The sequence below is a fragment of the Dermatophilus congolensis genome (assembly GCF_900447215.1).
GTDB lineage: Bacteria > Actinomycetota > Actinomycetes > Actinomycetales > Dermatophilaceae > Dermatophilus > Dermatophilus congolensis_A.
Window position 1 is genome coordinate 1,939,948 of record NZ_UFYA01000001.1, and the last position, 15,086, is coordinate 1,955,033.

Below are 15,086 nucleotides of genomic sequence, written 5' to 3' on the forward strand. Positions count from 1 at the left end.
CTGCTACCCCACTCGCAGCCGCAGATTCCGCACCTCATACCCCGAAATGAGGTCAGCCCACCCAATCTTCGGTTCGGAGACAAGCCGCAACGGCAATTGCAGCAAACGCGTCAAAAACTCATCTGATTCCTGCAAAGCAACATGCTGCCCAGGGCATTTATGTCCCCCATCACCAAAACTGAGCACCTCACCACCGGTGCGCGATGGCAGCGGACGTCCAGGGCATATGCCCATTGGGGATTCTCCGACATGATCCGGATCAGCATTGACCGCACGAATGTACAGATCCAGCAACGCATTCTCCGGAATCTCATATTTATCCTCGCCATCGCAGATCGTGATCGCTGAAAGCGTGCGCCGATACAGGTGCCCCACCACCGGCTCCAACCGCAAGATTTCTTCCAGGATCGCGTACCTATTTTTCGTCCCAGCAGCAGAGACATCCGCTAAGAATTGTTCCCGTAATGCAGCATCGCTGAGCATGTGCCACGTCGCCATCGAGATGAACTCACGCGTTGTCACCATTCCCGCCGCTGCGTACGTCACGCATTCGGTCAAAATCTCTGCGTCGGTGTATCCCTGCTCAATGCAGTGACTGATCACATCGTTGCGTGGCTGAGCTCGCCGTTGACGCACTGCGGGGCGTACATCCTGTACAAAGAAATCAATCACCGATATTGATCCCCGCAGCGACATCAACCTGCTCGGCGGGGCCACCAACGGATCCACACCACCTTGAGCCCCCAATGCCGGAATGGCAAAGAAGCGCTCCATCCGCGCCGACATTCCCCGCATATCTGCCCCACCCAAACCAATTACTTGGGCAGCCACCTCCACAGAGAACCGCATAGCTGGCTCAGCTAAATCCACTTCACCTTCTCGCCCCAACTGCTCAATCCGCGCAACGATCTCTTGGGCTCGCACATTCATGAAATCCCGGTACCGGCTATCGACCGTTTTGGGCGCGAAATACCGAGCTAGCTTGGCCCGCTGCTGGCGATGTTCTTCACCGTCTACGTACAGAATCGGGCGGCGCATCCACGAAGACCTCACACTTTCAGCGTTGAACCCTGCCTGTACGGTGGTGCGCCCTGAGCGCAGCACCTCCCGTACAGCAGGCAGGGAACGCACATGCCACACCCCATCAATCTGCTCAATTCGCGGTGCATCAGGAAGCGTTGCCTCCGCTTCCCGGATCGTCTTACGCATCCCGGTGAAAGGACATCCTGTCCCACCTGCACCATCATTCATCGCAATCCCCTCACCAAAAACCAGCATGTGCCGCCTATCGATAAACAGCGTGGCACACCCGCCAGAGCCCCTACGCTTCCCCACATCACACCCATCCATATCGACCGGAGATCTCATGACCGTCGACAGCGCTTTGGCTCCTCTTATGTCCCTCTACTGTGAAAAAACCGCTCACACCTCCCCTGAGTCTGGCCCTGATGAAGAAGCCTCCGAACACATCCGCGCCATCCAACTCATCATCAATCTCCCTAAAGATCCGGATCTTGCTCCCGGCTGGCACGCTGCACTGGCAGCATCGGCGAGCGCTTGCGCTGCCTTGTGTTTGGATGCTCGTGCTGAGCCGGAGGGCGAGTGGTTCGATGCTGTGCATTCCTACAGCCAAGGGCATATCCGTAAGGTGACTAGACGCGCTCGAGGAGCTCACTGGCAGGCGGTGCAGGATTTCGCCGGTGTTGGTGTTGTTCACGGAACAACACACGTGCGGGCTTTGGTGCCGGGGCTGGTGCAGGAGCTGGATAAACGGGTAGCGAAGCTGCAGGTGGGCGGGACTGATTTTCCGGTCAATGACCAGAGTGTGGTGGTGCGCTCCGGTGAAGGGGATGGCCGCATAGTGGCTGCAGATGGGCCTGTAGTCACAGTGCATGTTGCGGCTGGGAACACAGCGCCGGTGATGTCTGCGGGCAAGCTCATGGCGCAGGCTGGGCATGCCGGGATGTTGACGGCGGCGGCGTTGGCGGCCACGAATATTGACTTGGCTCGGCGTTGGTTCGAGGGTGGGTGCGCTACCCGTGTTGTTCGTAGCGGGCAGCAGCAGTGGGCGCAGTTGAGCCAGGTTGTGCGCGACCCGTATCGAGCCTGGGGTGAACATCGACTTGTGGGGGTCAGGGATGCTGGGTTCACTGAGGTTGAGCCGGGCACTACAACAGCGATCGCGGCTTTGCGTGAAACGGGTGCATGAGTCTGGATCACCCTTGCGGAGGTTGCGTTTACACGCTGTTGTCAGGTGTGGGTTTGGGTGCTTTGAGTGCAGGTGAGCGGAATAGATACCACCAGGAGAGACCGTCGTCACGCACAGCGACATCGGTGAACATCTGGGGGCCAATGGGACGTACTCTCGTTACATGGCCCTCAGCTTTTTTGACCTGTTCAGCATCGGTCTTGGACCGTCGTCATCGCACACGGTCGGCCCTATGCGAGCCGCACACAAGTGGGCCGAACGCCTCTTGGCTGAAGGGATTCTCGACACGGTCGCGCGCATTCACGTTGACTTGTGGGGATCTCTTGGTTCTACTGGCGCCGGCCACCACACTGATCGAGCCACTGTGCTTGGTCTGATGGGTAATGAGCCCGAAACTATCGACCCTCGTGTTGTAGCTCCCAAACTTGACGTAGTGAAGTCCACTGGTCGTTTGTCGATTCTTGGCACCCATGAGATCGACTTTGACTGGGTAGAAGATCTCACTTTGCACATGTTTGATGCTCTCCCTCAACACCCCAATGGGATGACCATCAAAGCTTTCGATGCTTCTGGTGAGGTTGTTTACGAAAACACTCAGTTCTCTATCGGTGGCGGTTTCATTCTTGACGCTGCAGAGATGGTTATTGATGGCCAGTCTGCTGAAGAGAAGAGTGTCGGCATGGATGCGCCTCATGAATTCCGCACCGCTAAACAACTCCTTGCCATGTGTGATGAGCAGGGCAAGAGTATCGATCAGCTTGTTCTTGAGAACGAGTTATCGTGGCGTAGTCGAGAAGAGCTTGAGAGCGGCGTGATGGCCATCTGGGGCGTCATGCAGGAGTGCGTACAAAATGGGCTGCACACACAGGGGCGCCTTCCTGGTGGTTTGAATGTGCTGCGCCGCGCCCCACTGCTGCGTAACCGTTTGTCTTCGCAGGATGTGCACGACCCGTTGGCTGCGATGGACTGGATTTCTTTGTATGCCATGGCTGTCAATGAAGAGAATGCAGCGGGGGGTCGTGTTGTCACCGCTCCCACTAATGGTGCTGCTGGCGTGATCCCTGCTGTGCTGCATTACTACCGTTTTCACATGTCCGGCGCCAGTGACGAGGGTGTGATGCGGTTTTTGCTCACCGCGGGGGCTTTTGGCGCAATTATCAAAATGAATGCGTCCATCTCAGGTGCTGAGGTTGGCTGCCAAGGTGAGGTTGGTTCTGCTTGTGCTATGGCTGCGGCAGGTTTAGCTGCTTCTCTAGGAGGCAGCGCAGAGCAAATTGAGAACGCCGGTGAGATTGCAATGGAGCACAATCTTGGGCTCACCTGTGACCCTGTTGGCGGACTAGTGCAGGTTCCGTGCATTGAGCGCAACGCCATTGGTGCGGTGAAAGCTGTCGCTGCGGCGCGCAGCGCATTGCACGGCGATGGCAAGCACATTGTTTCTTTCGACACCGCTGTGAAAACGATGCGTGACACTGGCCGTGACATGCAGACGAAGTACAAAGAAACGTCGCAGGGCGGCTTGGCCGTCAATGTAATTGAGTGCTGACCTCGCGTCGCTGCTCAACATCGTCTCTGCGCTCTCCCTAGACTGTCTGGGGTAAAGCGTTCCACCGGCGCCGAATTCACTATGTGTTTTGGCGCCGGTGGTCGTTTCAGAACGCACGACGGACAATAAGGGCAGGTTCGGCCATGAATTCCGCAGAATCCGCACGTGCGCACTCACGTGTGGCTGTGTCAAGCTAATCCGGCCCCGGAATGACGGCCTCAATTGGCTCCACCCCGTTACGTGCGGACAGGATCCGTTCGGGATCGGATAGCGGACACCTACCCGCCCGGTTTCGAAGCGAGCCAGCAGGCCCATGGCACGCGCGTGGGGTTGCGTGCCATGGGGTTGGTGTCAGTGCTGGGGCGGAAAGCGCCTCTTGACGACCCCGCGGGTCACGCCCTTCCAGTCGGTGTTGTCGGTGGCGATGGTGCCCCGTGTGGTGTCCCTGTAGCCGGCCTCGTCGATGTGGGTGGCCTGGCGCGTGGTGTAGTTCCACGGCGCGCTGCTGGCTTCGGAGGTTCGCGGGGCAGCCGCTTCGGGGGCGGGCTCTTGGCGCTCGGGCTGGACGGCCGACGCTTCGGCCTTGGGCTGGACGGCGGGCGCGGGGGTCTGCGGGGTGAACGGGCTGCTTCCTGTGTCGATGGTGTAGCCGTCGACGGAGGTGTAGTCGCGCATGGTTCCTTCCTGGGTTGATCGTTCTAGCGAATGGGTTGGGGTTGGACGTTCGCGGGGGCGGTCGCCCGGGGTCGTGTGGTTGGCCGGGTCACTGGGTGGGTGGTGTGGTGATGGGCGCTCCTGTGGGGGTGAGAAGGCTGGTCAGTGCTGGCTGTCGACGGGGTAGCGTTTGCGCAGCCAGAGGCTGATGTAGACGAGTCCGATGAGGGCCGGGACCTCGATCAGGGGGCCGACGACGCCGGCGAGGGCTTGGCCGGAGGTGACACCGAAGGTGGAGATGGCGACGGCGATGGCGAGTTCGAAGTTGTTGCCGGCGGCGGTGAAGGCGAGGGTGGTGGTGCGTTCGTAGCCCAGGTGCAGACTCCGTCCGAGCAGGTGGCCGATGCCCCATATGACCGCGAAGTAGACCAAGAGCGGCAGGGCGATGCGGACGACGTCGAGGGGGCGGCTGGTGATCTGTTCGCCCTGCAGGGCGAACAGCACGACGATGGTGAACAGAAGCCCGTACAGCGCCCAGGGGCCGATCTTCGGCAGGAAGCTGTGCTCGTAGGTTTCGCGGCCCCAGGCGTTCTCGCCCAGGGTGCGGGTCAGGTATCCGGCGACCAGCGGGATGCCGAGGAAGATCAGGACGCTCTTGGCGATCTGCCAGGCGGAGACGTTCAGGCTGGTCTGCTCGAGGCCGAGCCAGGAGGGCAGGGCGGACAGGTAGAACCAGCCGAGCGCGGCGAAGGCGACGACTTGGAAGATCGAGTTGATCGCGACGAGCACGGCGGCCGCTTCGCGGTCACCGCAGGCCAGGTCGTTCCAGATGATGACCATGGCGATGCAGCGCGCGAGCCCGACGATGATCAGGCCGGTGCGGTAGGTGGGCAGGTCGGCGAGGAAGGTCCATGCCAGCGTGAACATCACCAAGGGACCGACGACCCAGTTCAGCAGCAGGCTGGAGACCAGCATGCGCCGGTCGTGGGTGACGGTCCCGAGCCGGTCGTATCGGACCTTGGCGAGCACCGGGTACATCATCACGAGCAGCCCGATGCTGATGGGCAGCGAGACGCCGTCCACCTCGACGGCGGCCAGCGCCGTGCCGATGCCGGGGACGACACGGCCCAGCAGGAGCCCGACGACCATGGCCGCGAGGATCCACACGGGCAGGTAGCGATCGAGCGTGGACAGCTGCTGCGCCACGGGCGTCCGGGTCGGTGTGGACGGTGGTTCGGTGGTGATTACGGCCATGACTACCTCACATTGACGATCATCGATATGGACGTCCTCATCATATAGACAACCGTCAATATGACAAGTCACAGGGTGTTCGTCGTCGAGATTCAACCCTTTCGGGTGCGTCGGGGTGCGGCCGTGGAGCTAGGCCGGGTGGAGGTCACCTGTCATGGCGGGGGTGGGGATGGCTTGGCGGCGGCGTGCTGACGATTGGCCCGTCGGGGGTGTGGGCGGGTGGTGAGCGCGCGCTGAGGAGCGCCCCAGGGGTTTACGCTCGGCGGGGGCGCTCATTACTGCAAGGAGTCAGGGTTGGGTGCGAGTGCTCGCTGGCTGGTGCTGGGTCACCCATGCCTGCGCGGCGATCTGGATGGCGTCCCAGGGCGAGCCCAGCGGCGGTGTGTAGGCGAGGTCGAGGTCATTGATGTCGGCCACGTCCATGCCGTGGAAGAGCGCGGTGGCGTAGGTGTCGACCCGCTTGGCGGTCTCGGTGGTCAGGTGCCCGACGAGCTGGGCACCTAGCAGCCTGCCGGTGGCGCGGTCGCCGGTGATGCGGATGGTGATGGGGTGGGATCCCGGGTAGTAGGCCTTGTGGTCGTCGGGCGCCGAGGTGGTGCTGGCGGGGTCGAACCCGGCGGCGATGGCTTCGTGCTCCCGCAGCCCGGTGCGGGCTGCGACCAGGTCGAACACCTTGAGCACCTGGGTGCCGATGCTGCCCGCGAATCGGGCGTTGCCGCCCAGCGCGTTCTCGCCGGCGACCCGTCCCTGTTTGTGGGAGGTGGTGCCCAGTGGGAGGTAGGTGGTGCCGAGCAGGCGATGGTGGGTGGCGACGCAGTCGCCGGCGGCCCACACGTGTGGCAGGCCGGTGGCCATCGTCTCGTCGACGAGCACCGCACCGCGGGGCCCGGTCTGGGCTCCAGATCGGACGAGCAGGTCGGTCTCGGGGGTGACACCGACCACGACCAGAACGAGGTCCACATCCCACGACAGGGCTTCGCCGTCTCTGGCCTGACCGGTCACGTGCAGGCCGTCAGCACCCTTGGCTATGCCGGTGACGCTCGTACCGGTGTGGATATCGACCCCGTGCCGCACGAGTTCGGCATGGACGAGGGTACCGAGTTCGGGGTCGAGGGTGGACAGTACCTCGGGGGCGGCCTCGACCTGGGTGACGTGGATGCCGCGGGTGGTGAGGCCTTCGGCCATCTCCAGGCCGATGTAGCCGGCGCCGACAACCAAGGCGGTGCGCGGCTGCAGCTTCTCGAGGGAGTCGCTCAGGGTGAACGTGTCGCCCATGGAGTGCAACAGGTGGACGCCGTCGGCGGCGCCGAGGGTGTCGAGTCCGGTGATCGGGGGACGCACGGGCCGGGCGCCGGTGCCGACCACCAGCGCGTCGTAGTCGACCAGGGCGGGGGTGTCGTCGGGTCCGATGGTCTCGAGCTGTCGGGCGTCGACGTCGATGCGGGTGGCGCGCGTGTCGAGCAGCAGGTGCAGGCCCGCGGCCTCCAGGTCGGCGCGGGTGCGGTGTGCCAGGTGGTGCCAGCCTCCGACCTCGCCGGAGATGTAATAGGGGATCCCGCAGATGGAGAAGTTCGGGTAGGCGTCGGCCACCACGACAGTGACCTCGGTCGACGGGTCGAGTTCGCGGGCACGCAGCCCCGCGGAGATGCCGGCATCGCTGCCGCCGACGCACACAACGTGCATGGGGATGTCCTTTTCGGGTCGCCGGGCCTCAGCCCAGCATGGCGAGGTACTCGTGCAACGCGGCCAGCCCTTCGGGTCGCGGGGTGAAGTGCGCCCATTTGCCGCGCATTTCCTTGTCCACCAGCCCGGCCTCGACCAGCTTCTTCAGGTGGTGTGACAGCGTCGGCTGGGTCACGCCGAACACCTCGGGCATGTGGCACGCGCACACGCTGGAGCACCGGCTGGCCGCGATGTGGTGCAGGATCCGCAGCCGCACCGGGTCAGCGAGCGCCTTCACGACGAGCGCAACCCGTTCCGCCTGCTCCATCGAGATCGTGCCACCACCCGGCGCGCAGGCCTCGGCGGCGGCCATCGGGGCTTCCAGCAGTTCGGTCATGAAGACATGCTACCCGCTCATATTGACACCTGTCGATACGTGTGACATGCTCACTCATATCGACGGTCATCAATGCGTGATGGTCGTCCTCCACCCGAGCCGGAGGTTTCCCATGCCCGTCATCCGTGTCTTCGAACCTGCACTGTGTTGCAACACCGGGGTCTGCGGCCCCGACCTCGACCAGGAGCTGGTCGACTTCACCGCCGCGGTCAACGCCCTCAAGGCGCAGGGGGTGGACGTCCACCGCGCCAATCTGGCCAGCGAGCCGGCGCAGTTCGCGGAGCACCCCGTGGTCGTCAAGTTCCTGCAGGCCGCCGGCTCCGAGGGGCTACCCCTGACGCTGGTCGACGACGTCACCGTGCTGGCCGGCCGCCACCCGCGCCGCGACGAGCTGGAGCGCTACGCCGGCCTGAACCCGACGAAGGACGCCCAGCCCCAGGGCGGATGCTGCGGCCCGCAGCAGGAAGCCCCCGCCGCGTCCACTGGCTGCTGTGGGCAGCCCGCCACTACCAGCACCGTGTCCGGCTGCTGCTGACCCCGACTCGAACTTTCAGGAGATTGTGATGACCCAGTTTCTCGACAACCCGCCCCGGCACTTTTTCTTCACTGGCAAGGGCGGTGTCGGCAAGACCAGCATCGCGTGCGCCACGGCCGTGCACCTCGCCCACCAGGGCAAGCGGGTGCTGCTGGTCAGCACCGACCCGGCGAGCAACATCGCCCAGGTGTTCGGTGCCACCATCGGCAACAAGATCACCCCGATTCCGCAGGTGCCCGGCCTCGACGCGCTGGAGATTGACCCCGACGAGGCCGCTGAGGCCTACCGCAACAAGATCCTGGAACCGGTGCGCGCGGTCCTGCCCATCAAGGAGATCGAGGCCATCACCGAGCAGCTGTCGGGCTCCTGCACCACCGAGATCGCCTCGTTCAACGAGTTCACCGACCTGCTCGCCGACACCCAGGCCACCGCCGGCTACGACCACGTCATCTTCGACACCGCCCCCACCGGCCACACCATCCGCCTGCTGCAGCTGCCCGGCAGCTGGACCAGCTACCTTGACAACGGCAAGGGCGACGCGTCCTGCCTGGGGCCCATGAGCGGGCTCGAGAAGAACCGCGCCACCTACCGCGCCGCCGTCGAGGCCCTCACCGACCCCACCAGCACCCGCCTGGTGCTCGTCGCCCGGGCCCAGCAGTCCACGCTGCGCGAGGTCGCCCGCACCCTGGACGAGCTCGCCGAGCTCGACATCCACGCCACCAACCTGGTCGTCAACGGCGTCTTGCCCGCCGCGGCCGCCACCGACGACCTGTCCCGCGCCATCCACGACCGCGAACAGGCCGCGCTCGCTGCCATGCCTGCCGCCCTGGCAGCCCTGCCCCGCGACACGGTGAGCCTCAAGAGCGTCAACATGGTCGGCCTGGAGGCACTCGCCACCCTGTTCCACGACGAGGACGCCCCGCAGGCCGACGCGCAGGACACCGGCGGGCAGGGCATCGGCCAGCAGCCGCACCTCGCCGGCCTGGTCGACCAGCTCGCCGAGGCCGACCATGGGCTCGTGATGACGATGGGCAAGGGCGGTGTCGGCAAGACCACCGTCGCAGCCGCCATCGCCATCGCCCTGGTCCAGCGCGGCAAGAAGGTCCTGCTCACCACCACCGATCCCGCCGCGCACCTGTCGACCACCCTCGGCAACGACGTCGACGGGCTCGAGGTCAGCGCCATCGACCCCGAGAAGGCCATCCAGGAGTACCGCGACCACGTCATGGCCTCCAAGGGCGCCAAGCTCGACGACGCCGGCCGCGCCGCCCTCGCCGAGGACCTCATGAGCCCCTGCACCGAGGAGATCGCCGTCTTCCAGCAGTTCAGCCGCGCCGTGAACAAGGCCCGCGACCAGTTCGTCATCATGGACACCGCCCCCACCGGCCACACCCTGCTCCTGATGGACGCCACCGGTTCCTACCACCGCGACATCACCCGCCACCTCGACGACGACCAGCGCGGCCACGTCACCACCCCGCTGATGCGGCTCCAAGACCCCGACCACACCAAGATCATCGTGGTCACCCTGCCCGAGACCACCCCCGTCACCGAGGCGCAGGCCCTGGCCAGCGACCTGGAACGCGCCAACATCCACCCGTGGGCGTGGGTCGTGAACAACTCCCTCGCGGCAGCCCACCCCACCAGCCCACTGCTCGCCACCCGCGCACGCTCCGAGCAACAGCAGCTGGACGCGGTGGCCGCCACCACCAACCGCATGGCCGTCATCCCCACCCAGACCCGCGAACCCGTCGGCACGCAACAGCTCACCGCTCTCAGCAACTGACTCAGGGAGTGACGCCTACCCGCCGGACCCAACTGGTGGATCCGGCGGTAGGCGACTGCCTATTTGCAGGGTGTCACCCGGCCTGTCGGGCTCGGGTGTGGGCGAGGCGATAGGAGTTGGTTCCGGTCTCGATGATGGTGGCGTTGTAGGTGAGGCGGTCGACGATCGCTGCACAGAGCCTGGGGTCAGTGAAGGTGTCGGTCCAGGCGGAGAAGGACTGGTTGGACGCGATCGCGATGGCGTTCTTCTCCTCCCGCTCTGTGAGGACCTGGAACAACAGCTCGGCGCCGCGCCGGTCGAGCTCCATGTATCCCAGTTCGTCAATGACCAGGAGATCCACTCTTCCGTAGCGGTTGATGGTCTTGGTGAGTTGCTTCTCGTCAGCGGCCTCGACGAGCTCGTTCACCAGGCGGGTTGCGAGGGTGTAGCGGACGCGGTAGCCCTGTTCTGCGGCGGCGGTGCCGAGTGCGATGAGCAGGTGGGACTTGCCGGTGCCGGAGTCCCCGATCAGGCACAGCGGGTCGCCGCGGCGGATCCAGTCGCCGGTGGCGAGCTCGTTGATGGTGGCGGGGTTGATGTTCGGGTTCGCGGTGAAGTCGAAGTCGGCCAGCCACTTCTCGCGCGGGAAGCCGGCGCTCTTGATACGGCGCAGGGTAGAGCGCCGGTCACGGTCGTCGACCTCGGCCAGGAGCAGCTCGGCGAGGAAGCCCTGGTAGGTGAGTTGTTCCTTGGTGGCGGTGGTGATCGCCTCATCGACGACGGACCGGATGGTGGGCAGTCGTAGGCGGCGGCAGGCCTGGTCGATCGCGGCCTGCGCGGCTTGTTCGGTCAGGCCCTGACGCCGGCGAAGGCTCGCGGGGCGGCTGGTGCTGGTGGTGGTCATGGGGTTCCTGTCGGGGTGTGGTGGTGAGTCTCGGCGGAGGCCGGGGCGGGATCGGGTTGGCGTCGACGCAGGAGTTCGTCGTAGGCGGTGACGGTGGGCAGGGGTCGGGTGTCCTCGGGCAGGTGCGCGATGACCTGGTGCGGGTCGGTGGGGCGTCGTGGTGGCAGGTTCACGACCGTCCCCCGCCTGGTCGGGCTGACTGGGGCGGGTGTGTGGGTGGTGGCGTGGCGGCGGGCTTCCACGGCGACGACGTCGGGGCTGATCGCACCAACGGACAGGGCTGAGGTGATGCCGGCGATCACCGCCTCGGCCGGAAGGGATCGGTGGAGCAGGAGCACGTCGATCAACTCCTGGGTGCCCGCGACGTCGCCGCTGGTCTTGCGGGCCGCGGCCCAGAACGCGTCGTGGGCCGCGGTGAACGCCCCCGCGGCGCGGGCCTGCGCGAGGGCGGTGGAGCCGGGGAACGCGCCGGGCTTGTGGCGTAGGACCTCGAGGTAGTGGTCCAGCTCGACACGGATCACGCCCCGGGTGCCGAGGCGAGGGTGGGTGGCGACGACGCTGCGGCCCTCGAACACGACCACGCAGGAGGCCCGCAACGACACGCGGACGCGTTGGCCGATGAGGTGCGCGGGGACGGAGTACTTGACCATGCGGACGGTGATCAGGGCGGAGCGGTCGACGCGCGGGTGGAGGATCAGGCCGGGGTCGAAGTCGTCGGCCGGCAACGGTGCCAGGTGGGGCAGTTCGGCGTGGTAGTCCTGCCCGATCGTGTTGACGTGTCCGGTGATGCGGCGGGTGTTGTCGTCGACTTCCCAGGCGCGGATCTTGTCGTTGAGTTCGTCCAGGGTGGCGACTTCGGGCATGGGGGTGAGGTGGTTGCGGCGGAACCAGCCGACCTCGCCCTCGACGCCACCTTTCTCGTGGGCGCCGTCGATGCCTGGCTGGCAGTAGAACGCGTCGAAGCCGTAGTGGGAGCGGAACAGCACCCAGCGTTCGTTCTCGTCGCGCAGCCGGTTCCCGCCGTGGATGACCTGCACCACGGCCGAGGTGAGGTTGTCGTAGCGGATGTGACGGGTCGGGATACCACCCAGGGCGTGGAAGGCCTCGATGTGTCCCTCGAGGAAGGCCTCCTGCCCGCCCGTCGGGTAGACGCGGTGAATGGCCTTGCCAGAGTGCGACAGGCGGTAGACGAACATGTGGCACTTGGTCTTGACGCCGTCCAGGATCACGTAGACCTCGCCGAAGTCGACCTCGGCCTCCGCGCCGGGGGCGTGGTCCTGCGGCACCATCGCCTCCACCCGGCGCCCGGCCTCCAGATCGATCTGCGCGCGCCGGATCCGGACGTAGTCCCGCACCGTCGAGTACGACAGGTCCGTGGCGCCGTGCTCGTCACGCAACCGGGCCAGGATCCTCGTGGCGGTGTGGCGCTGCTTGCGCGGGGCGGTCAGGTCGTAGAGCAGCATCTGGTCGATGGCCGGCTTGTACGGGTCCAAACGCGGTGCCGTGCGGACCGGCCTCTTGCGGGGTGGGGGTTCGGCCGCGGCGAGTGCCTGGCGGACGGTGCGGCGGTGCACTCCGTGTTTGCGGGCGAGCTCGCGGATGGACAGGCCATCGACTCGCGCGTCGTGGCGGATGTCGGCGTACAGCTGCACTCGTGATCCCATCTTGGCTCCCTTGCCCTCGCGACTGGTTCCCAGTGATGGGGACCAGCGTGAAGGGGTGGGGCCAGTTCAGACCGTCAACACCCCGGCAAGTCGCACGCGGGGCCAGATCAGGCCGTCACAACGGGGCCGAACCAAGCTGTCACAACCACACGTGTCCGGCTCCCTGCCGATCAACGACGAGCGCACTTACTTGATGAATCGGCGCGGCTTTTCATGGAGCGCGGATACGCCGGTGTCGGGATTGACGAGATCGGCGCAGCGGTGGGGATAAGTGGTCCTGCCGTGTATCGACATGTCGCTGGCAAGGAACAACTGCTCACCGAGATTGCATTGAATTGGCTTGATGAGATCACTACGCGAATTCAATCCGTTCGCGATACGCATCTTTCAGGTGTGAAAATTGATCCTGAAGAACAACACCGTCGTGTTCTACAGACAGGCGTCGATTACTGCCTGGCAACGATTCCACATCTGACTGTGGTTTTGCGTTACGTGCATCCCGGCATCGAGCACGAAGCTTTTGCGCCTCGCGCATTAACTGAATCTTTGCCTGAGGAGACAGTACAAACCGGCCTTGATGAAGCCCGCAGTTTCGCCGTGGAACGTTTCGCTCGGATGCGTGACACTCTTGCCCACAGCTTGCGTCATTTCAACCCTTCGATGCCTCAACAGTCGATGTCGGTTTATACCCGGGCTGCTGCGGCTTTAGTTCTTGGGGCTGCTTCCTCGGACCGGGATATTTCACATTCGGCACGGTCGAATGCACTTGTCATGGCTGCGATGCGTCTTCTCCGCACCCCTCTGATTGAAGGGGAAATGTCCATCATTAAAAATGATGTACCGGGTTGGTCGCGCGCTAGTCGGCGTGAACAAATTCTGCGCACTGCGGTTCGTATGTTCCGTGAGCGGGGCTATGGGGGCGTATCTATGGCCGATATCGCTGGAGAAGTCGGTATCACTGCTTCTGCTTCGTACCGCCATTTTGTGAGCAAGGACGACTTGTTAGCGACTGCCATGTTGCGCACTGCTAACCGTTTCGTCAGCGGCTTGGGTGAATCTCTTTTATCGGCTCACAGTGCAGATCAAGCGATGACGAACATGCTCCACAGATATGTCATGGACACTCTCGCTGACCGGGATATGGCGCTGGTTACTGGGCGCGAACGTTTCCATCTAGCCGAGGAGCCGCGCGCGGAACTGCATCGTTTGGAACGGGTGGTGTTCGACGAATGGTCACTTGCGTTGGCAGCTTTGCGTCCAGAATATTCGCCTGCGGAGCGGGATTTATTGATTGCCGCTGCGCATCGCGTCATTGTGGAGATGGCTTACGCGTGGGGGAACGCTTCTGCCGATAGCCTCGAAAACATGCTGTTCAGAATGGCGCAATCCATTCTTGGGGTGGGTCAGCCGGTGAGCGCTGGCGAAGCCGCGTAGATGTTTCGCAGCACGGTTTGCGCGCTGGTTGCTGGGCGCCCTAGCACACGTTCAATATCTCGTGTCACGTCACCGAGTTCTCCTTTTGCCGCAGCGAGAAAGTGAGATACGCGGGCGCAGGCCTGCCATGGCTCTAGGGTGCCCAGGAGCTCATCCATCGTCTCTTCTACTGACGTGTGTTGGTAAGAGACGGCCTGTCCACTTTCTTCTTGCAGCAGGCGGGCTAGCTCGGCCCATGGGAATGCTTGCGGCCCGGATAGTTCCAGGCTTCGGTGATCGTAGGTGTGTGGATTGAGCAGTACCGAAACAGCAACATCAACGATGTCTTCTTGGGCAACGGGCGCGATTTTCCCTTTACGCCCTGGGCCACGAATAACGCCGTCTTCCCCCACGAGCTGCGGCAAGGTGTCTGCGTACATGTTGTCGCGCAGGAACGTCCAGTGGCGGCAAGTTGTGCGTATGAGGCGTTCGGTGTGCCAATGATCCCGGGCGACCGTGCATGTCGCGTCGCGCATTGCGCCAGCAAATGACAGGTACACAACGTGGTTGACGCCTGCAGCCATCGCGGCGGAAATGAACCGGTCGTGGGTGCGCAGCAGGTCAGCGTTTTCGTCAGCAGAGACGAAAAACAGTACGTCGATCCCTTGTAACGCGTCATATACGCGTTCGCTGTCGGTATATGTGCCTTCTGTAATTTCCACATCGCCTAGTTCAGGCAGTCTGGTGGCATCACGTACAAAAACCCGCAACGGCACGTTCTGTTCTGCCAACTTGCGGGCAACGCTGCCACCGATATGACCTGTGGCACCTGTCACGGCGATCCGTGTGGAGGACATTGGCCTCTCCTGCTCGACTCTTACTGTGTACCTGAAGCGCGATGACCATCGGATAGCACTCACCACCCGACAACGCGAGAAATGCTCTCACCGCTGGGAACCGTAGCGAATTCGACAGTCCGTGTCTGCTGCTTGCGGCTTTCGCTTACTCGCGTCTTTTTTGCGTAAATGTCTGCACATCTGCTTTTAGAACGCCATCACGGTACAAGAACACAATCCGGTGACG

General features: G+C 63.8%; 13 protein-coding genes and 1 pseudogene. 6 read left to right on the forward strand and 8 right to left on the reverse strand.

The window, feature by feature from the left end:
- Positions 1-3 precede the first annotated feature (3 nt).
- On the reverse strand, positions 4-1,251 hold the full coding sequence (locus tag DXZ77_RS08495; protein WP_115032806.1) for a cytochrome P450: 1,248 nt from the start codon (positions 1,249-1,251) through the stop codon (positions 4-6).
- A gap of 115 nt (positions 1,252-1,366) precedes the next feature.
- Between DXZ77_RS08495 and DXZ77_RS08500 the strand changes: the two genes are divergently transcribed.
- Positions 1,367-2,209, forward strand: a complete 843-nt coding sequence (locus DXZ77_RS08500; RefSeq protein ID WP_115031385.1) for an aminoacyl-tRNA hydrolase — start codon at positions 1,367-1,369, stop codon at positions 2,207-2,209.
- A 163-nt stretch (positions 2,210-2,372) separates the two neighbouring features.
- On the forward strand, positions 2,373-3,755 hold the full coding sequence (locus DXZ77_RS08505) for an L-serine ammonia-lyase (protein ID WP_115031387.1): 1,383 nt from the start codon (positions 2,373-2,375) through the stop codon (positions 3,753-3,755).
- Between the two features lie 351 nt (positions 3,756-4,106).
- Here the strand turns inward: DXZ77_RS08505 and DXZ77_RS08510 are convergent, their stop codons facing one another.
- The 4 genes from DXZ77_RS08510 to DXZ77_RS08525 all read right to left on the reverse strand — a co-directional run bounded on the left by DXZ77_RS08510 (position 4,107) and on the right by DXZ77_RS08525 (position 7,722).
- Entirely contained in the window at positions 4,107-4,430 is a 324-nt protein-coding gene (locus tag DXZ77_RS08510) for a hypothetical protein (protein WP_057374825.1), read from the reverse strand.
- Positions 4,431-4,571: 141 nt separating this feature from the next.
- Positions 4,572-5,663 carry an ACR3 family arsenite efflux transporter gene (gene arsB / locus DXZ77_RS08515; RefSeq protein ID WP_057374826.1) on the reverse strand — a complete coding sequence of 364 codons (1,092 nt, stop codon included), beginning with the start codon at positions 5,661-5,663 and terminating at the stop codon, positions 4,572-4,574.
- Between the two features lie 288 nt (positions 5,664-5,951).
- Positions 5,952-7,346, reverse strand: coding sequence for an FAD-dependent oxidoreductase (locus DXZ77_RS08520; RefSeq protein WP_115031389.1), 1,395 nt, complete (start codon positions 7,344-7,346; stop codon positions 5,952-5,954).
- Positions 7,347-7,374: 28 nt separating this feature from the next.
- Positions 7,375-7,722 (reverse strand): ArsR/SmtB family transcription factor, encoded by a 348-nt coding sequence (locus tag DXZ77_RS08525; protein ID WP_002546835.1) that lies wholly within the window; start codon positions 7,720-7,722, stop codon positions 7,375-7,377.
- Between the two features lie 112 nt (positions 7,723-7,834).
- Between DXZ77_RS08525 and arsD the strand changes: the two genes are divergently transcribed.
- Both arsD and arsA read left to right on the forward strand, forming a co-directional pair.
- On the forward strand, positions 7,835-8,257 hold the full coding sequence (gene arsD / locus DXZ77_RS08530; RefSeq protein WP_008598604.1) for an arsenite efflux transporter metallochaperone ArsD: 423 nt from the start codon (positions 7,835-7,837) through the stop codon (positions 8,255-8,257).
- 28 nt (positions 8,258-8,285) lie between these two features.
- On the forward strand, positions 8,286-10,043 hold the full coding sequence (gene arsA, locus DXZ77_RS08535; RefSeq protein ID WP_055344895.1) for an arsenical pump-driving ATPase: 1,758 nt from the start codon (positions 8,286-8,288) through the stop codon (positions 10,041-10,043).
- A gap of 73 nt (positions 10,044-10,116) precedes the next feature.
- Here the strand turns inward: arsA and istB are convergent, their stop codons facing one another.
- On the reverse strand, positions 10,117-10,926 hold the full coding sequence (istB, locus tag DXZ77_RS08540) for an IS21-like element helper ATPase IstB (protein WP_115031393.1): 810 nt from the start codon (positions 10,924-10,926) through the stop codon (positions 10,117-10,119).
- Positions 10,923-12,590, reverse strand: coding sequence for an IS21 family transposase (istA, locus tag DXZ77_RS08545; RefSeq protein WP_115031395.1), 1,668 nt, complete (start codon positions 12,588-12,590; stop codon positions 10,923-10,925). The genes istB and istA overlap by 4 nt, the downstream gene beginning before the upstream one ends.
- Positions 12,591-12,788: 198 nt before the next feature.
- Between istA and DXZ77_RS08550 the strand changes: the two are divergent.
- Together DXZ77_RS08550 and DXZ77_RS12455 are read left to right on the forward strand one after the other, a co-directional pair.
- A pseudogene (locus DXZ77_RS08550) lies at positions 12,789-12,905 on the forward strand (helix-turn-helix domain-containing protein); the annotation flags it as partial.
- 501 nt (positions 12,906-13,406) lie between these two features.
- Positions 13,407-14,024: a TetR/AcrR family transcriptional regulator gene (locus DXZ77_RS12455; RefSeq protein WP_258553321.1), complete on the forward strand. Its 618-nt coding sequence runs from the start codon at positions 13,407-13,409 to the stop codon at positions 14,022-14,024.
- On the opposite strand, the gene DXZ77_RS08555 is transcribed toward DXZ77_RS12455, so the two are convergent.
- Positions 13,994-14,860, reverse strand: a complete 867-nt coding sequence (locus tag DXZ77_RS08555; RefSeq protein ID WP_115031397.1) for an SDR family oxidoreductase — start codon at positions 14,858-14,860, stop codon at positions 13,994-13,996. The two genes, DXZ77_RS12455 and DXZ77_RS08555, sit on opposite strands and share 31 nt — an antisense overlap.
- Positions 14,861-15,086: the final 226 nt, after the last annotated feature.